Source organism: Bacteroides sp. 1_1_30 (genome assembly GCF_020982715.1).
GTDB lineage: Bacteria > Bacteroidota > Bacteroidia > Bacteroidales > Bacteroidaceae > Bacteroides > Bacteroides xylanisolvens.
The window spans coordinates 80,312-105,449 of the sequence record NZ_JAJKHN010000002.1 but is presented as its reverse complement, the minus strand read 5'-3'; the positions used below and the strand labels follow the sequence as shown (position 1 = coordinate 105,449).

Sequence of the window (25,138 nt, the reverse complement as noted above, 5' to 3'; positions counted from 1 at the left end):
AAGTTTTTATATGTATATCTTTTGTTACTAACTCATTGTCTTACAATGTTCTTATTTAAACATTATCCAGGATTGCGAACTAGCTTCATTATCCGCATTTTTCACATTGCCGTTCGTTTCCCAATCGTATCTGCCGGCAACTTTCCCTAAAGGTATCCCTCTATTATCATCCCGAATGACAACAGGACTATGGTAGTTCTCACCAAACACAATGGCATCCGTACAACCCACTTCCTGTAACGCCACCGCTACTTCTCGTAAAGAGGAACCATCACTAAAGACATTCCAAGCTGCTTTTACCGAGTTATAAGAATTCGTAAAACGATTACTTACAAAAATGACCAAGTCTCCTTCTTCCGTGATACCGACAGCCCGGCGTCCTACAGGCTTGCCATCAAAAGTCCAAATGCTTACCGGATTAGCAGCCCATGAATTACTTCCTGACAATGCTCCATCCATTCCTCTGTTACGGGTCGAAGTATTTCTTCCTTCATTAGTGGCAAATGCCTTGTAAAGTTCTGCATTTTCTCCGGCAATCATGATCTGCCCTTTTTGCAACGGATAGGAATATCCACTGATAGCACTGGTTGGAGACCACTGTACCCCATTGGCAGCTTGTTTGCCGGCTCCGCCGCTGGTAAACTTATACAAGTTATTATCTATCACTTCTGCATACGAAATCTCCGCTTTTCCATCAGCTGTAATTCCCAGAGTTCCCGGACAATACTTCAAAGAAGTAGATAGGTTATATCCGAGACGCGGTGCGGATAGCAGCCCACTATCATTCCACCCGAGGCTATAAAATATCGGTACCCAGAATTGCCCGGACAATCCCGGAACAAACAATGAATAATCCATATTATCATTCATGATAGCTGTTGTACGATGTTGAGCAGTGGGTTCAGCCCATGTTACATTGTCTTTATTCATATCCCAGCTAACCTTCATATTTATTCTACCGGCAGGAATAGTTATCAACCATCCCGTATTACCGCTCCTTCCATGCAAGTTTTTATTTTCATAGACAATCATGAAATCAGGAATACAAATACTACTGTGTTGGCTTTTTAGATCAGCAGTAATATTTTTCCAGTTTACCCCTGCGTCAATAATTCCATTTACAGCACTCAACTGATATTTTTTAGTCATGTTGTTCGTATTGTCTTTTACAGTAATAGTAAGTGTGCTATTTAGGTCAACAATCAGGTTCCCATTTTCATCTTTTTGACTGGAGGGATCCGTAGAGATGATTTCTGCGTTATCTGCCAAAGTCGGCATCAACACTACGTTTGCAAATACAGTGTTTTGTTTGAAACGTAACGAAGCGATGCCATTAATAAAGTTAGCACTAACCTGCTCTGTGTTACAAGTAGCCGTTACGCCTCGAAGTAGCTGAGTAGAAGTGCTGAAAATGGTATATTCGATATCATCTGCTCCATCATTCACTTTAATACGGGTGATACCGCTGCTCAAGTCCAGTACAGCATCAGTAGTGAGCGGATCAATGGGCTTTGCCCATTCATCCGCCAGTTTGAGTTTCACATTCACCGCACTTTGGTCGTCCAAAATGCGAAAATCTAAGGCTATGACCCTACTGTTCTGGTCAATAAGACCATTTATCCAGTTCCCTGTGCCATCTTCTGCCTGTATGGCTACCAATGGTTCTTTTACGTACCCCGGATCTTCGGATAAGACAACACCTTTCAGTTCATCTTCTCCGCATGACGTGAATATAAACACAAGGAATGTGCTTAATAGAAAATGTAGTTTTTTCATACAATATTATTTAAATAAGAAATAGCTTATCTTTCTGTCATCCCTGAAAACAATCTTTATCCTGTATGATTTAAACTAAAACAGCTGTTTGTATACCTTATAACTTAAAAAAAGAGTGTCGCGCTATGCTCTTTTACAATTCTTCTTTTTACCATTCATAGAGATTCAGGTTAATATATGCTTTATTGGCCTATTCATTAATATGACAGCCAGATTAATAAAAAGTATAGTGAGAAATGATTCTTTTTTCGTAAAGCCTTTCAACTCATCTTTTTATTGGTGAGTTTGGTCATCTTACATTTTTTCAATACCTTGCCCCCGAATTATCCATCGGAGAAACAAAACCTGTGAGTATTCACCTTAATATATTAACTAATAAATCAAATATACGATTTCTGAAAGACATAATGGAAAAGAACCTGGAAACAGAGATTATCGAGGCCCTGAAATCGGGTAAAGAGGAGGCATTCCGATACATCTATAGAACTTACTATACAGATCTTTGCCGGATAGCGAAAGGGTATTTGACAGACTCTTATCTATCAGAATCTATAGTAGAAGATTTGGTGTATAGCCTATGGGAAAACCGCTCTAAAATAACAATTAACACCTCATTGAAGAACTACCTTTTCAGAAGTGTAGCCAATAAGTGTATCAATTATCTTCAGCTTGAATATGTGAGAAGGGAAACGGCCTGCTCGTCAGAAGACCTGGTCATTTACAGCGATTTATGGTCCTTGGGCGAAAATCCGGTTGAGCATTTAGAGGGTAAAGAGCTACATTCTATTATCCAGAAGACGATTGACGGCTTATCTCCGGAAACCCGGAAGGTATTTTTATTGAGTCGTTTTGAGAACAAAAGACAAGAAGAAATTGCCGAAATCATGGGAATCACTATTCATACAGTGAAATATCACATGCGAAGTGCACTGGATAAGCTGAAAGAAGCAGCAAAATCTTATCTTGCCCTAATTGTAATGTTTATTACGAATATATTTAATTAATATTAAAAAGCAGAGTTATTCACTATACTTCTTCTATTGACAGACTGTCCTGATGATAGCGCAGGTAGGTAATTTTCAATAGATATTAAGTTTAAGATGGTATGAAAGAAGAATTTGACAGACTGATATATGATTTCCTCTCGGGAAGTATCACCAAAGAGGACTTGCATAAGTTGAACGAATGGGTATACTCCGATCCGGAGAATCAGGAATATTTTGAACAGCAGAAACGAATCTGGCTTCTGTCTGCCGAGTATGAAAATGCATCTGTACACGAAGAACGTGCCTATAGCAGGTTTGCGGAACGAATCCGTAAACATAAGAGTGCTCCGGCAGGAAAGGTAAGAAGAGCCTTATTTGTGAAGTATGCAGGTTACGCAGCGGCAATCATTATATTACTGTTTACCACTCCTTTTATAATTTATAATTTTACAACACCTGATGATTCTTTGATTTCCGAAGTATACGCTCCAAGAAAATCGAAATTAAAAATGAAGCTTCCTGACGGTTCTATAGTGTGGTTAAACGCAGATTCCAAGCTTTCTTACTCCGAGAGTTTTAGTCGGAAGAATCGCAATGTCCAACTGGAAGGCGAAGGGTATTTTGAGGTAGCGCATGGAGAGCATCCATTTGTTGTACAAACAGACTCTGCACAGATCAAGGTACTGGGTACTAAGTTTAACGTAAAAAATTATGGTGATGAGAATTATATAAAGGTATCACTCCTAGAAGGTTCCATTGCCTTATCGTGCATCAACCAAGAGTTTATAATGAAGCCTAATCAAACGATGACAGTTAATAAGCTTGACCAAACTTATAAGCTGACCGAGAGTGCTGACTATGCTGAACAGTGGATCAACTGCAAAGTATTCTGGGATGAAATTCCTATGTCGATCATTTCTAAAGAATTGGAGCGCCAATTTGATGTGACATTCGCATTTGAGTCAGAGCAGCTCAAGAATTTGATTTTCCATGGAAGTTTTATTATAGAAACAAATAACTTGGAGAAAATATTGGATATTATGTCTGAAACAAATAAATTTAGCTACTCAATTGAAAAAGATAAGGTATATATCTATTCATTGAAAAAATAAGAAACGATTAAAGAATCTTCAAAAATAATATCATGACCGCACAAGAGTTTTTTAAGAACGATCTGTTTGCCGAAAATGCAGGCGTAGTACTGCTGGAAGCACGCAAAGGTTACAGTAAAGCCAAATTAGAAATAAAAGCCGAACATCTTAATGCAGGTGCCCGCACACAAGGAGGAGCGATCTTTACGCTGGCAGACCTTGCACTTGCCGCAGCAGCCAACTCGCACGGCACACTAGCTTTCTCTCTCTCGTCCACTATTACTTTTCTACGTGCTAGCGGACCCGGAGATACTCTCTTTGCCGAAGCACGCGAACGCTATATCGGCCGAAGCACAGGTTGCTATCAGGTAGATATAACAAACCAAGACGGAGAGCTGATTGCAACTTTTGAATCCAGCGTGTTCCGAAAGGATCAGAAAGTGCCTTTCGAAGTTCAGGAATAAAAAACAGGAAGGTATATCAACACTCTTAACAGGTTGGCAGGTCAATTTACTTCTGATATACCTTCGTTTTTTCTATATATCTATTTAACGATAGAAGTCAGCGGATGCCGGTTACCCGTCACATTATTCAGGAATGCTTTTGCCGAACCGAAGTTCAGGAATAAATCCAGGCGGACAGGAAGATGGTTCAAGTCGTCCGTTACGAAGAAAGTAATCACCTCCTTTTCTTTTCCTTTCTTATCATATTCTACCAATGAGAAGATCAGACAACGGTAAGTAACTCCATTCTCCGCTTTTACATTTTCTTTTCCACGGTAGATAAGCGTTTGTTCTTCCACTTTACGGCCCGTAGCCATCGGGAACTTGATTTTGTCTCCCACCTTATAATCTGCAGGGTCGTAAGAACGTGCCTGCGCCAGAATACTCAACATATCGTATATACAACGGCTATCGCTAGCTTCAGATTCATCAAACGCTCCATCCCGGTAAGTACGCTTCTGATTTACGAGACAAAGACCATCCTTATATGAAAACCAAGCCTCATCGACCGTGTAACGTTTTCCCTCTTCGGCACCTTTGCGGAAATAGCGTGGTTCCAGTTTTTCACCGATCACACAAGTCAGCGTATCGCGCATCTTGAAAAAGAAATCTGCCCGTTTGCTACCTAAAGCAAGCAGGTTAATCCGGTAGGCCGGTTGCGAATGATAAGTGGTCGCATTCGTTGTCAGACTGGCGAGTCCGGCTTTCACCCAGACAAACTTCCAGTTGAAGTATAAATCATACATTACATGTTCGCCGGATTGAAACGCATCATTCTTCGCTTCACATTGGGCACTGGCAGGGAGGGCGAAGATTCCCGTCAGTAATGCCACCAATCCAATAATAAGGTTACGTCGAGCGTCAACGACGGCGGTTCTGATTATTTCGATCCCTATCTTTCTTTTTCTTGTCTTCATCTGGTTTTTGTTTTTTAAGTTCGTCCGGTTTCTGCTTATCCACAGGAGTCGCATGAATATCCCACGGTTGGGTCACATCCCACAACGCTTTATATTCCAATATCGTCGGATAGTAGTAAACAGCCTCCGGCTGGATGCCTTTAGCAAAGTCTCCCGTGTCCCATTCACCATTTCCATTTGTGTCATTGATTAGTCGGGCTGCATATTTTCCCGGATTCAGGAAGTAGAAATCGACCATTCCGTCCTCTTCCACTCTCCGCTTACGGACCACCTTGTCCTGGGCGTCAAGCAATTCGACAAAGGCCAGTGAGTCTGCTCCCGTCACATTGAAATGAAGCGTGAAATATTCATCTTCACTACGCACCTTGAATCCTTGTTTTATCTTATCGGTAAATAATCCGTATATTCCGTGGAAGGCAGTCGAGTCTACCGAGAATTCATATTCCAATGTCGGTTCCCAGTCATAATACAGATTAAACTTCTTCAGATTCACTGAATCCTGCTCAAATTCGAATGGTATATCTTTCCAGAGCGTATCTACTTTTTGCCGCAGATGTATGGCGGCAGTGTCGAAACTGGCTATCGGTTCTTCAAAATTCAAAGAAATAGATCCATATACATCCATTGACGAAGGGGCATTGACATTCACCGGCAAGAATTTCGTCGGTTCGGGTTCATCCTCTTCCCCTTTCTTTTTCTTCTTTTTCTTTTTATCCTTATCCGGCTCCTCTTTCTTATATTTCTGCTTCGAAACAAGGTTCAACGTATCCGTACGGGGCACTAGCTGATTCAAGGTATCCGTATAAAGATAAGTCAGACTCATGGCCAGCGTATCCTGCTTGAAGAGCAGAGAATCTTTCACCCAATAATGGATCGTATCGTTCCGCTGATTCTTTTCGATGACAAAAGCATCCTTTTCATCGAAGTTCAAACCTTTCAAGACAGGCAAAGTGTCCGCCTTACCGGCAAAATAGAAAGTGAACTTTTGAGGAACCAGTCTTTCCGACTTGATAAGATATTGCGAATAGTTGAGTTCTTTAAAAGCACGGAGAATGACATCATCCGGCAAATAATGCATATATTTCTTTTCCACTACCGTGTCGTAAGTCAATGAGTCCACCCAAGCCGTATCCATGCGGATGCGTTCTTCCATGCGGGGGATAATCAACGAGTCATGGAAAGCGATCATCTCACTCTTCTGGTTGAAGGTAAAATTCTGGTCGGCATCCATCAATCCATAGATGCGATATTTGCCGGGAGCTACACCACGGATGGAGAAACGTCCACGGCTGTCTGTACGTGCCACACGGTCGAAAGGCAATTTGTTGAAAGCCGAATCGTTCAGGTTGGAATGTAGTCCGACAAGCATACCTTTAATAGGCTCCAGGTTAGAGGCATCGAGCATCGTACCTGCTACTTCCATCGTATCGATTTCCGTACCGGTAGAGAACGTAAATGCAAAGTTACCCAACGGATTACCTTCATTATTGTCGACAATTGCATCCGAGAAGTCAATCGTGTAGGTCGTGTTAGGTTTCAGAGAGTCGAGCAGGTTGACTTGTATTCTCTTGCCGGAAGCCTTGATTTCCGGTTGCTGTATCTGGGGAGGGGAAACAACGACTTTCTCGGTCGCTTTCTCCAGCTTAATAAACTCGTCGAACATCAAAGAGACTTTAGTCCTTTTATTATTCAAAGCCCCCGCCTCCGGAGTGCTGCCGATGAAACGGGGCGGCGTCTCATCGTATGGTCCACCGTCCGGCCGTCCAATACTGGCGCAGGAATATAACATCGCCCCCAGCGTTACTACCGGAAGCACCTTGCGAACTATTTGTTTTATCTTTTGATTCTCAAATTGTAACATGCTGCAAAAATAAGCGTTCTTATTCAATAAATACCACACTTTCTAGCTAATTTATTAAAAAAGGAAAGGGTGACTTAAGGTAATAAACAATATTTGCGACGTTTTTATTTTTTTCCTGCTAATATAATTAGTTTTATTGCCTAAAGAGATTACCTTTGTTGCCTAATCTTTTTTCGTTTAACTATAGTTATACGCAAAGACAACTATAGTCTCCCTTGCGTATAACTATAGTCATACGAAAGGGAAACTATAGTCAAACGAAGTAAGAATAACGAATGAAACAAATCCGCGCAGGCAATCGGATAGATAAAAGTGCCGATATAAAACAATTCTGATTATGAGTATACATTACGACCTTTACGACACGCCCGACATTCAGAAGAAAGGCGAAGAACAACCGCTTCATCCCCGTGTTGTTTTCAACGGAACGATCGATCAGGAAGAATTTCTGGATCGTGTTCACAAATTCACCGGAATAAGCCGTAGCCTACTGGTAGGTGCCATGCAGTCTTTCCAAAATGAATTGCGAGATTTGCTTGCAAACGGATGGATTGTAGAACTGGGTGACATCGGATATTTTTCCGTATCTCTACAAGGACCTCCCGTAATGAAAAAGAAAGATGTGCATGCACAATCCATCAGCTTGAAAAATATCAATTTCAGGGCAGGCAAACAGTTCAAGAAAGAAGTGGGCCAACAAATGAGACCGGAGCGCGGAGCATCGTTCACCCGCCCTCACGGGAAAGGACGCAGTGAAGAAGAATGTCTGAAGCTAATCAATGAACACCTCCAACGATTTCCCTGCCTGACCCGTGCAGATTATTGCCGAATGACAGGACATGACAAACAACGGGCGATCAATGAATTAAATATCTTTATCGAACGTGGATTATTGATCCGTTATGGAGCAGGCAAACTGGTGGTTTACGCAAAGAAAGCTGAAGAATAAATTAGAATTATTTAGCGGAATGACCAAAAATTCTGCACTGGACAAAAAACAATTGTTCAGTGCAGAATTCTTTTAATATATTCATAGAAAGAGGAGTTCCTAAATAAAAAAATAGCAAAAAACAATTAGAGTTTCTCTATTTCTTCAGCAGACAATCCTGTAACCTGCATAATAGTATCAACAGAGATATTGAGAGATTTCAACTTACGGGCAGTGATTGTTTTTTCTTTTTCGATTCCTTTTTCTATACCTCGCTCAATGCCTTGCTCAATACCTTTTTCAATGCCTTCCTCAAGTCCTCGTTGTCGTCCTTCTTCAAGTCCAAGCTGGTGTCCTTCTTCATGCCCTTCTAATTTAGCAGTACTCAACACATCATTCTGTATCATTACCGCATCTATATGGCGATCGTATGCCAGCTTTTCAGCCTTATCCATATTATAATAAACCAGTTTCTTACGAGCCTCTTCAAGTCCGGGTGCCTTTGTATCGGGACGTATGCACCCTGTCTTCAGATATTCGATCCATTCTTCCAGAGGAGTAACAGCTACTTTATTAAACTCATTCACACGGATAAGGAAATATTCTGGAAAGATTTCAGCAGGCAACTTACGAACAATAGCTCCCTGTTCTTTGGTAGTAACTTTCAGATGATCGCCCGTGTGTACACCCAAAAATGTATTCTGTCCATGATAAAGGTAATCACTTCCTTGTCCAATGTCAAAATAAAGAATACTGATAGAATATACTTTCTTTACGTTAGAGTAGATTTCACCCAAATCGATATGTTCGGTAATAGTCTTAGCTACTCCATACAGGATTCGTTCCAGATAATAGAGTTCACGAGTATTTTGAACTTCGACAAGAACTATTTCATCTTTACTATTACGGGCTTTAATATCAACACGATTAAATTTATCATCTTCCCGTTGCTGATTACCTTCACTTTCTAAAATTTCAAGAATATGAATCTCCTCACCTAATAATACTGTGAGGAAACCTTCAAGCACGCCAAAGTTAGCCTTATTACGTAAAAGGCGCTTGATTGCCCAGTCAAAACGAATATATTTGTCTTTCTGTTCCATAAGAATACGTTTTTAGCAAAGGTAAGCATTATATTGGTAAAAGGGATAAATTTCAGTCAAAAGTATTATATAACACAGCAAAAAAAGATTGCTTGTGCAAGTAGTCCTTTCTTTCTATCTTCGAAGAGGATGCCTTCCCCACACTTGATACCCCAATATCTCAATCAGCATCCTCTTCTTCTATCTTTCCGCCAAATCTTTTTACATAAAATCCCCAGTAAAGCAACACTCTACTTATTAACTAATTTATTAACGCACATTTTTTTTTAGCTTGGTCATGAATTTCGGGAACCATATCTTTGCGTCGTGATCACAAAACAACAATAAAACAGATTAACTAACTATTAAAAGAAGAAAGACTATGGCATTAAAGTATGTTGTCAAGAAAAGAGTTTTCGGCTTTGACAAAACAAAGACTGAAAAGTATGTAGCACAGAATGTAATTACCAATACGGTAAATTTCAGAGATTTATGCAAGGAAGTATCCATGTTCGGTATGATTCCCGAAGGCGCAGTGAAACACGTGATTGACGCACTGATTGATGCGTTGAACACGAACCTCAACAAAGGATTGTCTGTACAATTAGGTGACTTCGGATGTTTCCGTCCGAGCATGAACTGTAAAAGTCAGAATGAAGAAAAAGATGTAGATGCCGATACCGTTCGTCGAGTGAAAATTGTATTTACGCCGGGATATAAATTTAAGGATATGCTGGATAATGTAAGTATTTACAAGACGGAAGGAAACGGCGGCACCTCTTCCGGAAATGGAGGGGGAAATAAACCGGAAAATCCGGACGAAGGCGGTAGCGGTGAGGCTCCGGATCCTGCAGCATAACGTATGAATCATATCTATATATGTAGTAGTTATACGCAAGTCTACGTATAAACAGCGTATAAGAGCTGACTAATGTAACAGCCAATTTTTATTAACGTGAGATACCTTTTCCACCGCGGAGGAAAGCTGTATCTCACGTTTTTACTGATTAGAGTAAGTAAAATACTCTATTTTCTAGCTAATTTATTAAAAACTAGCCTTAATTGAATGATTTTTTGACCTTTACTGAATAAAATATTCCCTATCTTTGACTCCCGAAATTCAAACCTAATACAAAAAACCCATGAAGAAACAACTACTCTCTTGCTGCTTGGCTGCATTGGGACTGACAGCAATTCAAGCGCAAAGCTTCAACGAGTGGAAAGATCCGGAAGTGAATTCCGTAAACCGTTCCGCTATGCACACTAATTACTTTGCTTTCGCATCGGCTGATGAAGCTAAAGCCGGCATTAAAGAAAATTCCGCGAATTTCATGACCCTGAACGGTCTTTGGAAATTCAACTGGGTGAGACACGCAGACGCGCGCCCGACTGATTTTTATCAGACTAATTTCAACGACAAAGGTTGGGATGACCTTCAAGTTCCCGGCGTTTGGGAGTTGAACGGCTACGGTGACCCTATCTATGTCAACGTAGGATATGCCTGGAGAAGCCAATTCAAAAACAACCCTCCGCTAGTACCGACAGAAAACAACCACGTAGGCTCTTACCGCAAAGAAATCATCCTTCCTGCCGACTGGAAAGGCAAAGAAATTTTCGCACATTTCGGCTCGGTAACGTCCAATATGTACCTTTGGGTGAACGGACGCTACGTAGGATATAGCGAAGACAGCAAACTGGAAGCTGAATTCAACCTGACTAACTACCTGAAACCGGGTAAGAACGTCATCGCCTTTCAAGTTTTCCGCTGGTGCGACGGTAGTTACCTGGAAGATCAGGACTTCTTCCGCTACTCCGGCGTAGGACGCGACTGTTATCTTTACGCACGCGACAAGAAATACATCCAGGATATTCGCATCACTCCCGATTTGGACAGCCAATATAAAGACGGTACATTAAATATAGCCGTTGACCTGAAAGGAAGCGGCACAGTAGCTTTGGACTTGACAGATGTTCAAGGCAACAGCGTAGCGACTGCCGACCTGAAAGGTTCGGGAAAACTAAACACAACCCTATCCGTCTCCAATCCGGCGAAATGGACTGCTGAAACGCCTAATCTCTACACGCTGACCGCTACACTGAAAAACGGCAACAACGTAGTAGAAGTAATCCCTGTCAAAGTAGGTTTCCGCAAGATTGAATTGAAAGGCGGACAGATACTCGTAAACGGACAACCGGTACTCTTCAAAGGAGCCGACCGTCACGAAATGGACCCGGACGGCGGTTATGTGGTTTCTACCGAACGTATGCTGCAAGATATCAAAGTGATGAAAGAACTCAATATCAACGCCGTGCGTACCTGCCATTACCCAGACGACAACCGTTGGTATGACCTGTGCGACCAATACGGTCTATATGTAGTAGCCGAGGCAAACGTAGAATCTCACGGAATGGGCTACGGCGACCAGACACTGGCAAAGAACCCAATCTACGCCAAAGCCCACATGGAACGTAACCAACGCAACGTACAACGCGGTTACAACCATCCGTCCATCATCTTCTGGTCATTGGGTAATGAAGCCGGCATGGGACCAAACTTTGAGAAATGCTACACTTGGATTAAGAATGAAGACAAGACACGTGCCGTACAGTACGAACAAGCAGGAACCAGCGAATTCACCGATATTTTCTGCCCGATGTACTATGACTATGACGCTTGTATCAAATATAGCGAAGGCAATATCCAAAAGCCGTTAATCCAATGTGAATACGCGCACGCTATGGGTAATTCACAGGGAGGATTCAAAGAATACTGGGACATCATCCGCAAATATCCGAAATATCAGGGCGGATTTATCTGGGACTTCGTAGACCAGTCCTGCCACTGGAAAAACAAAGACGGAGTAAGCATCTACGGCTATGGCGGCGACTTCAACAAATACGACGCTTCGGATAATAACTTCAACGACAACGGTTTGATTAGCCCCGACCGCGTACCCAATCCGCATGCATACGAAGTAGCTTATTTCTATCAGGATATATGGACGACTCCTGCCGATCTTGCCAAAGGCGAAATCAACATCTTCAACGAGTATTTCTTCCGCGACTTGTCTGCTTATTACATGGAATGGCAATTACTGGCAAACGGAGAAGTAGTGCAAACAGGCATCGTATCCGACCTGAAAGTAGCGCCCCAACAAACTGTGAAAGTGCAAATTCCATTTGACACAAAGAACATCTGTCCTTGCAAAGAACTGCTGCTCAACGTGAGCTACAAACTGAAAGCCGCCGAAACACTGCTGCCGGCCGGAACCACCATCGCTTACGACCAACTAAGCATCCGTGACTATAAAGCACCGGAACTGAAACTGGAAAACCAACAGGCATCTAACCTTCCGGTCATCGTGCCCACCATTTTGGACAACGACCGCAACTTCCTGATTGTGAAAGGTGAAAACTTCTCTATGGATTTCAACAAACACAATGGTTATCTCTGCCGTTACGACGTCAACGGCATGCAACTGATGGAAGATGGCAGCGCACTGACTCCTAACTTCTGGCGTGCACCGACCGACAATGACTTCGGAGCCGGACTGCAACGCAAATATGCCGCCTGGAAGAATCCGGAACTGAAACTGACTTCTCTGAAACATGCTATTGAAAACGATCAGGCAGTGGTTCGTGCCGAATATGATATGAAGTCGATTGGCGGAACATTATCGCTGACTTACACCATTAACAACAAGGGAGCAGTGAAAGTTACCCAAAAGATGGCGGCAGACAAGAGCAAGAAAGTTTCTGACATGTTCCGTTTCGGTATGCAAATGCGTATGCCTGTCAACTTCAACGAGATAGAATATTACGGTCGTGGTCCGGGAGAAAACTATGCCGACCGCAACCACGCGGCAATGTTAGGAAAATATCGCCAGACAGTGGAAGAACAATTCTATCCTTACATCCGCCCGCAGGAAACCGGAACAAAAACGGATATCCGCTGGTGGAGACTTCTGAACATCAGTGGCAACGGACTGCAATTCGTATCGAGTGCTCCTTTCTCCGCTTCTGCCCTGAATTACACCATCGAGTCATTGGATGACGGCGACAGCAAAGACCAGCGTCACTCACCGGAAGTAGAAAAGGCAGACTTCACCAACTTCTGTATCGACAAGGCACAAACCGGACTTGCCTGTGTCAACAGTTGGGGAGCTATTGCACTGGAAAAATATCGTCTTCCTTATCAGGATTATGAGTTAAGTTTTATTATGACTCCTGTATATCATAAAATAAAGTAAAAAACATAGTTAAAAAACACGGTATCAGAGAACAAGAATACCGAATTTAAAGTACTTTTGCAACCGGAAACTAAATTAAGGAATTTAGTTTCCGGTTTTTCTTCCTTAACCCCCTTATCTATATGGATGAACAGCACACTGGCAACAAACGCATTAAATTAAAAAACAGATATTTATAAGTATGAAAAGTAGAATTGTTTTATTTGCATTTTGCGTAGCCCTCTTGTCTAGTTGTGGCAATAAGGGCAATGACACAGGAAAGGTTCCTGAATATGCAGTACAAGAGTTACAAAAAACGACTGCTAATTTAACAACTGCCTATCCGGCTACAATTAAAGGAAAACAAGATGTAGAAATCCGCCCCCAAGTATCGGGCTTCATCACGAAACTCTGTGTAGACGAAGGAGCAGCTGTCCGTAAAGGACAAGTGTTGTTCATTGTTGATCCGACTCAATACGAAGCAGCTGTACGCACTGCCAAAGCAGCAGTGGCTACAGCAGAAGCAGCAGTGAGTACTCAACAGATGACGTATGACAATAAGAAAGAGTTGAACAAAAAGCAAATCATCAGTGACTATGACCTGGCAATGGCAGAAAATTCCCTGGCACAGACCAAAGCCCAATTGGCACAAGCAAAAGCACAACTGACCACTGCTCAACAGAACTTGTCATTCACACAGGTTAAAAGTCCGTCAGATGGCGTTATCAACAATATCCCTTATCGTGTAGGAGCATTGGTAAGTCCTTCTATCGCTACACCGATGACTACTGTTTCCGAGATTGACGAAGTATATGTATACTTCTCAATGACAGAAAAGGAATTGCTGGCAATGACCAAGTCCGGTAGCACTATCAAAGAAGAAATCAGCAAAATACCGACTATCAAACTGCAATTAATTGATGGTTCCACATACGATATAGAGGGTAAAGTAGATGCTATCACAGGTGTTATCGACCAATCTACCGGTTCGGTAAGCATCCGTGCTATCTTCCCGAATAAGGAACATGTATTGCGTAGCGGAGGTACTGCAAACGTTCTGATTCCTTATACCATGGAGAATGTAATCACTATACCGCAGTCTGCAACAGTAGAAATCCAGGATAAGAAGTTCGTTTATGTTTTGCAACCGGACAACACGGTAAAATATACAGAAATCAAAATCTTCAATCTGGATAACGGAAAAGAGTACTTGGTTACTTCCGGTTTGAATTCAGGAGATAAAATCGTAATCGAAGGAGTACAAAACCTGAAAGACGGTCAGAAGGTTCAGCCTATCGCACCGGCGCAAAAAGAAGCAAACTATCAACAACATTTGAAAGACCAACACGACGGTAATTTAGCCACAGCCTTCAACTAATAATCAGATAATCATTATGAAATTAGATAGATTTATTAACCGTCCGGTACTATCAACCGTTATTTCTATCCTGATAGTCATCCTGGGGGCTATCGGATTGGCGACACTGCCTATCACGCAGTATCCGGACATCGCGCCTCCTACCGTTTCGGTAAGAGCCACCTATACGGGAGCCAGTGCATCGACCGTATTGAATTCCGTAATTGCTCCATTGGAGGAACAAATCAACGGTGTAGAAAACATGATGTATATGACCTCAACTGCGTCAAACACGGGTTCCGGTGATATATCCATATATTTCAAACAAGGAACAGACCCGGACATGGCTGCCGTCAATGTGCAAAACCGTGTCTCCATGGCACAAGGTCTGCTGCCTGCCGAAGTAACTAGAGTCGGTGTAACCACTCAAAAACGCCAGACTTCCATGCTGGTAGTATTCTCTCTCTATGACGAGACAGATACATATAGCGAATCGTTTATTGAAAACTATGCTAAGATCAACCTGATTCCTCAAGTTCAACGTGTACAGGGTGTAGGTGACGCCAACGTTTTGGGTCAGGATTATTCTATGCGTATCTGGTTACGACCGGACGTCATGGCACAATACAAGCTCGTTCCCGGTGATGTTTCCGCTGCTCTGGCAGAACAGAATGTCGAAGCTGCTCCAGGACAGTTCGGTGAACGCAGTAACCAGACTTTCCAATACACCATCCGTTATAAAGGACGCTTGCAACAGCCTGAAGAGTTTGAAAATATCGTTATCAAATCTCTTCCTGACGGTGAAGTACTCCGTCTGAAAGATATAGCAGAAATTCAGCTGGACCGCTTGGGATATAACTTTACCAACCGGGTAGACGGGCACAAGTCTGTGACTTGTATCGTATACCAGATGGCAGGAACCAATGCGACACAGACCATCAGTGATATTGAAGCATTGTTGGATGAAGCATCAAAAACGTTGCCTACCGGATTGAAGCTGAACATCTCCATGAATGCCAACGACTTCCTTTTCGCTTCTATCCATGAAGTGTTGAAGACGTTGATCGAAGCATTTATCCTGGTGTTTATCGTAGTGTATATCTTCTTGCAGGATTTACGTTCCACATTGATTCCGACTATCGCCATTCCGGTAGCTCTGATCGGTACTTTCTTCATCCTGTCCCTGGTAGGATTCAGTTTGAACTTGTTGACGTTATGTGCGCTCGTGCTTGCTATCGCGATTGTGGTCGACGATGCGATTGTGGTCGTCGAGGGTGTGCATGCCAAGCTTGACCAAGGTTATACATCTGCCCGTCTGGCTTCTATCGATGCTATGAATGAATTGGGTGGTGCTATCGTATCTATTACGCTGGTCATGATGGCCGTATTCGTTCCGGTAAGTTTCATGGGAGGTACAGCAGGAACATTCTATCGTCAGTTCGGTATGACTATGGCAATCGCTATCGGTCTGTCCGCATTGAACGCATTGACTTTGAGTCCGGCTTTGTGTGCCGTTCTTCTGAAACCTCACAAAAAAGAAGACGGAACTACGGAAGACTCCACATTAAAAGAACGTATGAAAGTAGCCTATACGGCAGCCCATACAACCATGATCAACAGATATACCGAGGCTATCGGAAAGATGTTGCATCCGGGAATTACACTGACTTTCACGCTTATTGCCATTCTCGGCATGATCTTTGGTTTGTTCAGTATCAATCCGATAGTTACTGCAATTTTCGTAGTGCTTAGTATGCTGGCACTGATCGGAATGAGTACGAAGAAGTTTAAAAACAGATTCAACGATACATACGAATCAATCCTGAAACGTTATAAGAAACGAGTACTGTTCTTTATCCAGAAGAAATGGTTGTCTATGGGATTAGTTGTCGCTTCCATTGCGATACTTGTATTCTTCATGAACACCACTCCGACAGGTATGGTGCCTAATGAAGATACCGGAACGCTGATGGGAGCAGTAACATTGCCTCCGGGTACTTCTCAAGACCGTTCTGAAAAAATCCTGGCACGTGTAGACAGTCTGATCGCTTCCGATCCTGCGGTATTGTCACGTACCATGATTTCCGGATTCAGCTTTATCGGTGGTCAGGGACCTTCCTATGGTTCTTTCATCATCAAACTGAAAGACTGGGACGAACGTTCCATGATACAGAATTCAGACGTTGTAGTCGGTTCCTTGTATATGCGTGCACAAAAGATTATCAAAGAAGCACAGGTATTGTTCTTCGCTCCTCCTATGATCCCGGGTTACTCGGCATCTACAGATATTGAGGTAAATATGCAAGATAAGACCGGTGGTGACCTGAACAAATTCTTCGATGTGGTTAATGATTATACGGCAGCACTGGAAGCACGTCCGGAAATCAATTCGGCAAAGACTTCCTTCAACCCGAATTTCCCGCAATACATGATCGACATCGATGCAGCAGCTTGTAAAAAAGCAGGTATCAGCCCGAGCGATATCCTCACTACCATGCAAGGATATTACGGAGGTTTGTATGCATCCAACTTCAACCGTTTCGGTAAGATGTATCGTGTTATGATTCAGTCAGATCCATTGTCACGCAAAAACTTGGAATCTTTGAAGAATATCAAGGTGCGTAATAGTGCAGGTGAGATGGCCCCGATTGCCCAGTTCATCTCTGTGGAGAAAGTATATGGTCCGGATATTATCAGCCGTTTCAACCTTTATACCTCTATGAAAGTAATGGTAGCTCCGGCAAGCGGTTATACATCCGGTCAGGCATTGACTGCCCTCGCCGAGGTTGCCCAAGAAAACCTGCCTACCGGTTATACGTATGAATTAGGAGGTATGGCGCGTGAAGAGGCTCAAAGTAGCGGAAGTGCTACCGGACTGATTTTTGTGCTCTGTTTCGTATTCGTTTACTTATTGTTGAGTGCACAGTACGAAAGTTACATTCTTCCGCTGGCTGTATTGTTATCCGTTCCGTTCGGTCTGTTAGGCAGCTTCCTGTTTGTAAACGGTGTAAGTGCTATCGGTAATATTTCGGCATTGAAGATGATTCTGGGTACGATGTCCAACAATATCTATATGCAGATCGCGTTAATCATGTTGATGGGTCTGTTGGCAAAGAATGCCATCTTGATTGTAGAGTTCGCCCTCGACCGTCGTAAGATGGGTATGAGTATCACTTGGGCAGCCGTATTGGGTGCCGGTGCCCGTCTCCGCCCGATTTTGATGACATCATTGGCTATGGTAGTCGGTTTGCTTCCGTTGATGTTTGCCTTCGGTGTAGGTGCTCACGGTAACCGTACACTGGGTACAGCTTCTATCGGTGGTATGTTAATCGGTATGATTTGCCAGATTTTTATCGTTCCTGCGCTGTTTGTAGTCTTCCAGTACTTACAAGAGAAGGTTAAACCGATGGAATGGGAAGATATCGACAATACAGATGCCGTAACAGAGATTGAACAATACGCTAAATAATGAAATTCGATATGAAGAAACAGATTCTATATATGTTGTGCGCAACTGCTCTCCTGAGCAGCTGCCACATCTATAAGTCGTATGACAGACCCGAAGACATCACTACTTCCGGCCTGTATCGCGATCCGGTAGCGGATAATGATACACTGGTTTCGGATACAGCCAACTTCGGTAATCTGCCGTGGAGAGAAGTCTTCACCGACCCGCAACTCCAGTCTCTCATCGAAACGGGACTGAAACAAAATACAGACCTCTTGTCCGCCGCTCAAAATGTGAAAGCAGCAGAAGCGTCCCTCATGTCGGCACGCCTGGCTTATGCCCCGTCATTAGGATTGTCTCCGCAAGGAACGATCAGCAGCTTTGACAAGAATGCAGCTACAAAAACTTATTCATTACCTGTCACAGCCAGTTGGCAAATCGATTTATTCGGTCAGTTGCTGAACTCGAAACGAAATGCGCAAGTTACACTGAAGCAAATGAAAGCTTACCGCCAGGCAGTACAAACACAAGTTGTCTCTAACATCGCCAATATGTATTATACATTAATGATGTTGGACCGCCAACTGGAAATAACCAAAGCCACGGCTGAAATTCTGAAAAAGAATGCCGAGACAATGGAAGCAATGAAAAACTCTGCTATGTACAATATCAATTCGGCAGGCGTAGAACAGAGCAAGGCTGCCTATGCGCAAGTACTTGCCACTATTCCCGACATTGAACAAAGCATCCGTGAGACAGAAAATGCCCTGTCCACTTTCCTCGGAGAAGCTCCTCATGCCATCAAACGTGGTGTATTGGAAGCACAAGTACTTCCAACGGAACTTTCCGCAGGTATACCTATTCAATTGCTATCCAACCGCCCGGACGTGAAAGCAGCCGAAATGTCATTGGCAAGTTGTTATTACAATACAAATTCGGCACGTGCTTCATTCTATCCGCAAATCACGCTCAGCGGCTCTGCGGGATGGACAAACAGCGCCGGAAGTGCGATTATAAATCCGGGTAAGTTGTTGGCTTCTGCCATTGGTTCGCTGACACAGCCTTTGTTCTACCGGGGACAAAACATTGCTCGTCTGAAAGCTGCCAAAGCGCAGGAAGAACAAGCGAAATTATCTTTCCAGCAGGCCTTGTTGAATGCCGGTAGTGAAGTCAGCAATGCGCTAAGTTTATACCAAAAGACGAGTGAAAAGGTAGAATCTCGTCAAATGCAAGTAGAATCTGCCAAAAAAGCTTCGGAAGATACAAAAGAATTGTTTAACTTAGGGACTTCAACCTACCTGGAAGTATTGTCTGCACAGCAGGCTTACTTGAGCGCACAAATTTCACAGGTTTCTGATTGCTTTGATCGGATGCAGGCTGTAGTAAGCCTTTACCAGGCACTGGGTGGTGGAAGAGAAGAATAACTTTAAACTTATACTATTATGATTAGTCCGTTAGCTTACGTAGATCCCGAAGCAAAGCTGGGCAAGAATGTAACCGTTCTGCCTTTTGCCTACATTGAAAAGAATGTAGAGATCGGGGATGATTGCGTCATCATGTCTTACGCTAGTATCCTGCAAGGTACTAAAATGGGAAAAGGAAACAAGGTACATCAGAATGCTGTCCTCGGAGCGGAACCACAAGATTTCCACTATACTGGAGAAGAAAGCAGCCTGATTATCGGAGATAATAACGATATTCGTGAGAATGTAGTAATCAGCCGCGCTACATTTGCCGGCAATGCTACCAAAATCGGAAACGGAAACTACCTGATGGATAAAGTACATCTTTGCCATGACGTACAAATCAACAATAACTGTGTGGTAGGTATCGGCACCACTATTGCAGGAGAATGTACGTTGGATGATTGCGTTATCCTAAGTGGAAATGTCACCTTGCACCAGTATTGCCATATAGGTAGCTGGACACTGATACAGAGCGGATGCCGTATATCTAAAGATGTACCTCCGTACGTTATCATGTCAGGAAATCCGGTAGCATATCACGGTGTAAACGCCGTAGTTCTTTCTCAACATCACAATACATCGGAAAGAATCCTTCGTCACATCGCTAATGCATACCGTTTGATTTATCAGGGTAATTTTAGCGTTCAGGATGCTGTACAGAAGATCATCGATCAGGTTCCTATGAGTGAGGAGATCGAGAATATTGTAAATTTCGTGAAGAACTCGGAAAGAGGGATTGTGAAATAAACAAAGTGAGTCCATATAAAGAAGGTTGATACTTTTTCAAGTATCAACCTTCTTTTTTATATTCAAATTCAAAGATTCAATTCACTATTCAAACTCCAACGTTCCGAAGAAATCAGGGCGGTGGAAATCCGGCTGTTCAATCTGTATCGGATTCCATGAAAGGAAATGAGGGGTCTGCAATTCATCGCCACATTTATAGAAATTAGCTTTTATCTCCTTTCCGTCGAGCGAATCAATCTGGTGCTTAAAGAACACAGAATACGGAATAATAAGGGCCACTTCCCAGTCCGTTTCACCGATGCGTTCAGCAAAAGGCTGATTACCCAGACTAGACCAGCGTTGTACAAGAGCAGTCACCTCTTTCGGTGCATGTTCGCGGTTGTTACGCACAGGTCCGGCACCCACCAGAATAGTTCCGATGCAATTGCATTCTATATTATAATAGATCCCGTCGCCTGCAGGTATGGAAAAGAATTCCACGCAGGAGTCAGTCCATACAGAACCGTTATCTTTTCCATACTTGGCACGTACACTCTCCTCTTTCACTTTAAAATGTAGCAAAATCGAGTTCTGTGTGTGAGCAATTCGAAAATTCACTTTAGGTTTGTAAGGATATTCAGCCCAATTGACACACTGAATCGACTGAAAATCTATTTTTTCTTCATCGAATAGTTTAGGAAGCGAACAAGCCTCCACGTTAGCCGCACTAATTTTCTTTACTTTCATATATCTTTCGTTTGAATGATACAAATATAGTTACTTTCTTTGGTTTACACCTTATTTCTATGTTATTTTTAAATTGCAAATTATTATATCAAAAAATAATATTTAGTTAAATATTACTCAACTATTATATAATGAGATATTTTTTCATATATTTGCCATCACTTAACCGATTAAATAGATACTGTTTATGAAAACATCCCTTAAAGACATAGCAGAAACCTTAAAATTATCCAAGACAACAATCTCTTGGGTACTTTCTGGTAAGGGGGATGAAAAAGGTATTAGTCTTGCTACACAAGAAAAAGTCTTTCAATGCGCCAAACAGTTGAATTACCAGCCTAATTTATTAGCCAGAAGCCTAAATACGGGTATATCAGGCACAATCGGATTAATCATACCGGATATTACAGACTCTTTTTACTCCAAAGTTGCCCGTTCTATAGAAAAGGAAGCGGAAACACAAGGCTATTCATTAATGATTTGTAGCTCTGAATCTGAAATAGAAAGAGAAAACAGAATGATCCGGTTATTCAAAGCGAAACAGGTGGATGGAATTATAGTAGCCCCCACAAAAGTTTCTAAAATTGAAATACAGAATCTAGTCAAAGAAGGCTATCCATTAGTCTTATTTGACCGCTACTTTCCTGAGATGCAGACAAACTACATCATTATTGACAATGAAGGCAGTAGCTACGAGTTAGTAAAGAAAATGATCGATAACGGATCATCTAAAATAGCTATTATTACCACGAATCCTCATCTCCGCACAATGAATATGAGACGAGAAGGGTATGCAAGAGCTTTAATTGAAGCCAACCTACCCGTTGATCCTGATCTATATGGAGAGGTGACCTTTGTTGATTATGAGAAGAATGTTTTCAAGACTCTTGATCAAATATTCAGCAAAGTACCTGATGTAGATGGGTTCTTCTTCACAACCCATATTTTGGCTCTGGAAGCATTCCGTTACTTTTATGAAAAAGGAATCAATATAAATAAAGGATATGAATTGGCTTGTATTCATGGAGTATCAGCATTCCGTGTCTTAGCACCTAATATGAACATCGCAAGAATGCCAATAGAAGAGATCGGTAAGAATGCCGTAAGGATTCTACTTGGCGATATCAAATATCGCTTGGAAAATTCGACCGAAAAAAGAGAAGTAGAAACACTTGTCCTGCCATGTTCATTACCCTAGTCATGATTTTACATTTTTTCTTCAATCACTTAACCGGTTTAGTGAAAATAAATAATGATATCAAATTAACAAATGTAACAATAAAGAAAATAGCCCTCTAATTATTAACATAAAGATACAGAATTATGAAGTTCCAAATTAAAAATGAAAAATACATGCTGGCTCTATTAGGACTTCTAGTATGGGCATGCAGCAGTAACAACATTGATATTGAAAATATGCGATGTGAATATCAAATTTCTCCAATTGGCATTGATTCACCAGCACCGCGTTTTACTTGGAATTACACAACCAATAATGAAGATGCAACAGAGTTTTCTCAAGACAGCTATCAGCTATATATCGCCACCCGGGAACAAGATTTGAGAAACTCATCCGATAATAGCTGGCAATCTGACACTATTTACTCTGATACTCCTCATGCGACCTATCAAGGATCAGAAAAATTGAAATCCAGAACTCGTTATTACTGGCAAGTAATAGCATGGGATAAAACAAAGGAACATAAGATTATCTCTCCTATATCCAGTTTTGAAACAGCTCAACTCAACCAAAGTGACTGGACAGGAGTATGGATTACTGATAATCATGATAAAGATTATACGCCAGCGCCCATGTTGCGCAAGTCGTTTATCGCTCAAGATGATATACAACAAGCAAGATTATATGTAAGTGCCGCTGCATATTATAAAATGACATTAAATGGTAAATCAATAACATCATCACATCTCAATCCGGGTTTTACTCATTATAATAAAAGAAATCTGTATAACACATACGACGTCACTTCACAACTGCTCAAAGGAGAGAACGTACTATCTGCAATACTTGGGAACGGATTCTACAACGAATCGGCCCCTGTAGCAACATGGAGCTATGAGCAAGCCCGCTGGCGTAACCGCCCAAGAATGATCTGCGAAATGGAGATATTATATAAAAATGGAGAAAAGCAAACCATCCATTCAGATTCTACTTGGAAAACGAGTATCGGTCCTTATATACAAAACAATATTTATAGTGGTGATACCTATGATGCATGTCTTGCAATTGCTGGATGGGACAAACCGGGTTTTGATGACTCTAAATGGACAAATGCAATTCAGGTGGCTGCCCCTTCTCCCCTACTAGTATCACAAAACATGCCTGCTATTGAAACGGAACAATTTATCACTCCAATCAATATGCGTTCTTTTGGTGATACAGTCTATGTATACGATTTTGGAGTTAATATGTCAGGGGTCTGTACTCTTTCTATCAATGACAAGAAAGGCACTAAAGTCAGTATGCAACACGGCGAATTGCTAAAAGATAACGGACGCTTGGAAATGCGCAACTTAGATATTTACTACAAACCATTACCTGGCCTCGCTTTTCAAACAGACACTTATATATTGGACGGAAAACAAGGTACATTCACTCCAGATTTTACATATCATGGATTTCAATATGTAGAAGTTCGTTCAGATCGTCCTGTAAAACTTACTAAAGAGAGCTTAACCGCTCAATTCATACATACGGCTGTTCCTCCTGTTGGTAAATTCAGTTGTTCAAATGAACTATTAAATAAAATATGGAAAGCTGCTAATCAATCATATTTATCAAATCTGATGAGTATCCCGACTGACTGTCCCCAACGAGAGAAAAATGGATGGACTGCCGATGCACACATAACAATGGATTTAGGATTATTAAACTTCGATGGTATTACTTTCTATGAAAAATGGCTGGATGATATGATTGATAATCAAAATGAAGAAGGACGTATATCGGGAATCATTCCTAGTTCCGGATGGGGCTATGATGACTGGATAGGTCCTGTATGGGATGCTGCCATGTTTATCGTGCCAATGGCAATTTACCACTACTATGGAGATACAAGAAGCATCGAAAAACTATGGCCTGTATGCACCAAATACCTTGCCTACCTCGCAGGACGCGAGGACGCGGAAGGAACCGTAACTTACGGAATTGGTGACTGGGTATTCCATAAAACACAAACCCCTACAGAATTCACCACTACCTGCTATTATTATTTAGACAATCTGTATATGGCTAAATTTGCAGAACTCATTGGAAAAGATGGTAGTAGTTATGCTAAGAAAGCAGAAGAATTGAAATTGCTTATCAATCACAAATACTTCGACACATCCAAAGCTATTTATGCCAATGGTTCGCAAGCAGCACAAGGAGTTGCCTTATACCTTGGAATCGTTCCTAAAGAATACGAACAGCAGGTTGCAGATAATCTTTCTACGATGATAAAAGCCAATAAAAACCTGCTCGATTTTGGAGTTTTAGGCAGTAAAACAGTCCTGCGGATGCTTTCCAAATATGGATATGCTGACTTGGCATATCAGATGGCCGCACAAGAAGAAGCTCCATCTTGGGGCAATTGGATAAAACAAGGTTTCACTACACTAGCAGAAACATGGATACTTTCACCTGAATTTAGAGATGCCTCCGTAAATCACATGTTTCTTGGAGACATTAATGCATGGATGTACAATATATTGGCAGGCATTAATTATGATGAACAGAAACCCGGATTCAAACATATTCTTATCCAACCTCATTTCGTAAAAGGTCTTGACTGGGTAAAAGCAGAATATAAATCTGTAAACGGAATCATTCGTTCTGAATGGGAACGTAAAGGAGAACAAGTGATTCTCAAAGTCACGATCCCAGTCAATACGAATGCAACAGTAGAATATAATGGTAAAAAGATAGATTTAAGGTCAGGAAAACATCAACTCACATTTTAATTGAAACAAAAGAAAGGAGGTTTAATAGAGGTATATAAAGAAGCAAAAATGAGACCGTTAT

At 41.8% G+C, this 25,138-nt stretch carries 17 protein-coding genes; 12 read left to right on the top strand and 5 right to left on the bottom strand.

The window, feature by feature from the left end; genetic code table 11:
• Positions 1 to 51: 51 nt before the first annotated feature.
• Complete coding sequence (locus tag LPH68_RS00950; RefSeq protein ID WP_151923536.1) at positions 52 to 1,776, bottom strand: hypothetical protein; 1,725 nt, start codon at positions 1,774 to 1,776, stop codon at positions 52 to 54.
• A 407-nt stretch (positions 1,777 to 2,183) separates the two neighbouring features.
• On the opposite strand from LPH68_RS00950, the gene LPH68_RS00945 reads away from it, so the two are divergent.
• From LPH68_RS00945 to LPH68_RS00935, 3 genes are all read left to right on the top strand, one after another.
• A complete protein-coding gene (locus tag LPH68_RS00945) occupies positions 2,184 to 2,780 on the top strand; it encodes an RNA polymerase sigma-70 factor (RefSeq protein ID WP_151923535.1) in 597 nt (198 codons plus the stop codon).
• Positions 2,781 to 2,881: 101 nt separating this feature from the next.
• Positions 2,882 to 3,874 (top strand): FecR family protein, encoded by a 993-nt coding sequence (locus LPH68_RS00940; protein ID WP_087317597.1) that lies wholly within the window; start codon positions 2,882 to 2,884, stop codon positions 3,872 to 3,874.
• A gap of 32 nt (positions 3,875 to 3,906) precedes the next feature.
• Positions 3,907 to 4,317: a PaaI family thioesterase gene (locus tag LPH68_RS00935; protein WP_118407466.1), complete on the top strand. Its 411-nt coding sequence runs from the start codon at positions 3,907 to 3,909 to the stop codon at positions 4,315 to 4,317.
• Between the two features lie 80 nt (positions 4,318 to 4,397).
• On the opposite strand, the gene LPH68_RS00930 is transcribed toward LPH68_RS00935, so the two are convergent.
• Both LPH68_RS00930 and LPH68_RS00925 read right to left on the bottom strand, forming a co-directional pair.
• Positions 4,398 to 5,273 (bottom strand): DUF3108 domain-containing protein, encoded by an 876-nt coding sequence (locus tag LPH68_RS00930; protein ID WP_008770449.1) that lies wholly within the window; start codon positions 5,271 to 5,273, stop codon positions 4,398 to 4,400.
• Positions 5,218 to 7,134 (bottom strand): Ig-like domain-containing protein, encoded by a 1,917-nt coding sequence (locus LPH68_RS00925; protein ID WP_128859160.1) that lies wholly within the window; start codon positions 7,132 to 7,134, stop codon positions 5,218 to 5,220. The genes LPH68_RS00930 and LPH68_RS00925 overlap by 56 nt, the downstream gene beginning before the upstream one ends.
• Before the next feature lie 337 nt (positions 7,135 to 7,471).
• Here LPH68_RS00925 and LPH68_RS00920 point away from each other — a divergent pair, with 337 nt between their 5' ends.
• A complete protein-coding gene (locus LPH68_RS00920; protein ID WP_120143885.1) occupies positions 7,472 to 8,083 on the top strand; it encodes a DsbA family protein in 612 nt (203 codons plus the stop codon).
• 125 nt (positions 8,084 to 8,208) lie between these two features.
• Here LPH68_RS00920 and LPH68_RS00915 read toward each other — a convergent pair whose 3' ends face one another.
• Positions 8,209 to 9,165, bottom strand: coding sequence for an Rpn family recombination-promoting nuclease/putative transposase (locus tag LPH68_RS00915; RefSeq protein ID WP_151923534.1), 957 nt, complete (start codon positions 9,163 to 9,165; stop codon positions 8,209 to 8,211).
• Between the two features lie 361 nt (positions 9,166 to 9,526).
• Here LPH68_RS00915 and LPH68_RS00910 point away from each other — a divergent pair, with 361 nt between their 5' ends.
• From LPH68_RS00910 to lpxA, 6 genes are all read left to right on the top strand, one after another.
• Positions 9,527 to 10,003 carry an HU family DNA-binding protein gene (locus LPH68_RS00910; RefSeq protein WP_149952748.1) on the top strand — a complete coding sequence of 159 codons (477 nt, stop codon included), beginning with the start codon at positions 9,527 to 9,529 and terminating at the stop codon, positions 10,001 to 10,003.
• A 283-nt stretch (positions 10,004 to 10,286) separates the two neighbouring features.
• A complete protein-coding gene (locus LPH68_RS00905) occupies positions 10,287 to 13,394 on the top strand; it encodes a glycoside hydrolase family 2 TIM barrel-domain containing protein (RefSeq protein WP_151923533.1) in 3,108 nt (1,035 codons plus the stop codon).
• 181 nt (positions 13,395 to 13,575) lie between these two features.
• Positions 13,576 to 14,751, top strand: coding sequence for an efflux RND transporter periplasmic adaptor subunit (locus LPH68_RS00900; protein ID WP_151923532.1), 1,176 nt, complete (start codon positions 13,576 to 13,578; stop codon positions 14,749 to 14,751).
• A 16-nt stretch (positions 14,752 to 14,767) separates the two neighbouring features.
• Complete coding sequence (locus LPH68_RS00895; protein WP_151923531.1) at positions 14,768 to 18,199, top strand: efflux RND transporter permease subunit; 3,432 nt, start codon at positions 14,768 to 14,770, stop codon at positions 18,197 to 18,199.
• Between the two features lie 11 nt (positions 18,200 to 18,210).
• Positions 18,211 to 19,602, top strand: coding sequence for an efflux transporter outer membrane subunit (locus LPH68_RS00890; protein ID WP_049702253.1), 1,392 nt, complete (start codon positions 18,211 to 18,213; stop codon positions 19,600 to 19,602).
• A gap of 18 nt (positions 19,603 to 19,620) precedes the next feature.
• The gene (gene lpxA, locus LPH68_RS00885; RefSeq protein WP_008023953.1) at positions 19,621 to 20,391 is read left to right on the top strand and encodes an acyl-ACP--UDP-N-acetylglucosamine O-acyltransferase; all 771 of its coding nucleotides are present in this window, start codon (positions 19,621 to 19,623) and stop codon (positions 20,389 to 20,391) included.
• An 84-nt stretch (positions 20,392 to 20,475) separates the two neighbouring features.
• Here lpxA and LPH68_RS00880 read toward each other — a convergent pair whose 3' ends face one another.
• Positions 20,476 to 21,117, bottom strand: coding sequence for a carbohydrate-binding family 9-like protein (locus tag LPH68_RS00880; RefSeq protein ID WP_004310385.1), 642 nt, complete (start codon positions 21,115 to 21,117; stop codon positions 20,476 to 20,478).
• A 187-nt stretch (positions 21,118 to 21,304) separates the two neighbouring features.
• Here LPH68_RS00880 and LPH68_RS00875 point away from each other — a divergent pair, with 187 nt between their 5' ends.
• Positions 21,305 to 22,315 carry a LacI family DNA-binding transcriptional regulator gene (locus tag LPH68_RS00875; protein WP_008023950.1) on the top strand — a complete coding sequence of 337 codons (1,011 nt, stop codon included), beginning with the start codon at positions 21,305 to 21,307 and terminating at the stop codon, positions 22,313 to 22,315.
• A 125-nt stretch (positions 22,316 to 22,440) separates the two neighbouring features.
• Positions 22,441 to 25,077 carry a family 78 glycoside hydrolase catalytic domain gene (locus LPH68_RS00870; RefSeq protein ID WP_151923529.1) on the top strand — a complete coding sequence of 879 codons (2,637 nt, stop codon included), beginning with the start codon at positions 22,441 to 22,443 and terminating at the stop codon, positions 25,075 to 25,077.
• The last annotated feature ends 61 nt before the right edge of the window (positions 25,078 to 25,138 follow it).

Coding starts and splice junctions, on each gene's coding strand:
- LPH68_RS00945 (WP_151923535.1), top strand. CDS start 2,184: ATGGAAAAGAACCTGGAAACAGAGATTATCGAGGCCCTGAAATCGGGT.
- lpxA (WP_008023953.1), top strand. CDS start 19,621: ATGATTAGTCCGTTAGCTTACGTAGATCCCGAAGCAAAGCTGGGCAAG.
- LPH68_RS00940 (WP_087317597.1), top strand. CDS start 2,882: ATGAAAGAAGAATTTGACAGACTGATATATGATTTCCTCTCGGGAAGT.
- LPH68_RS00910 (WP_149952748.1), top strand. CDS start 9,527: ATGGCATTAAAGTATGTTGTCAAGAAAAGAGTTTTCGGCTTTGACAAA.
- LPH68_RS00895 (WP_151923531.1), top strand. CDS start 14,768: ATGAAATTAGATAGATTTATTAACCGTCCGGTACTATCAACCGTTATT.
- LPH68_RS00935 (WP_118407466.1), top strand. CDS start 3,907: ATGACCGCACAAGAGTTTTTTAAGAACGATCTGTTTGCCGAAAATGCA.
- LPH68_RS00905 (WP_151923533.1), top strand. CDS start 10,287: ATGAAGAAACAACTACTCTCTTGCTGCTTGGCTGCATTGGGACTGACA.
- LPH68_RS00875 (WP_008023950.1), top strand. CDS start 21,305: ATGAAAACATCCCTTAAAGACATAGCAGAAACCTTAAAATTATCCAAG.
- LPH68_RS00880 (WP_004310385.1), bottom strand. CDS start 21,117: ATGAAAGTAAAGAAAATTAGTGCGGCTAACGTGGAGGCTTGTTCGCTT.
- LPH68_RS00950 (WP_151923536.1), bottom strand. CDS start 1,776: ATGAAAAAACTACATTTTCTATTAAGCACATTCCTTGTGTTTATATTC.
- LPH68_RS00930 (WP_008770449.1), bottom strand. CDS start 5,273: ATGAAGACAAGAAAAAGAAAGATAGGGATCGAAATAATCAGAACCGCC.
- LPH68_RS00915 (WP_151923534.1), bottom strand. CDS start 9,165: ATGGAACAGAAAGACAAATATATTCGTTTTGACTGGGCAATCAAGCGC.
- LPH68_RS00920 (WP_120143885.1), top strand. CDS start 7,472: ATGAGTATACATTACGACCTTTACGACACGCCCGACATTCAGAAGAAA.
- LPH68_RS00925 (WP_128859160.1), bottom strand. CDS start 7,134: ATGTTACAATTTGAGAATCAAAAGATAAAACAAATAGTTCGCAAGGTG.
- LPH68_RS00870 (WP_151923529.1), top strand. CDS start 22,441: ATGAAGTTCCAAATTAAAAATGAAAAATACATGCTGGCTCTATTAGGA.
- LPH68_RS00890 (WP_049702253.1), top strand. CDS start 18,211: ATGAAGAAACAGATTCTATATATGTTGTGCGCAACTGCTCTCCTGAGC.
- LPH68_RS00900 (WP_151923532.1), top strand. CDS start 13,576: ATGAAAAGTAGAATTGTTTTATTTGCATTTTGCGTAGCCCTCTTGTCT.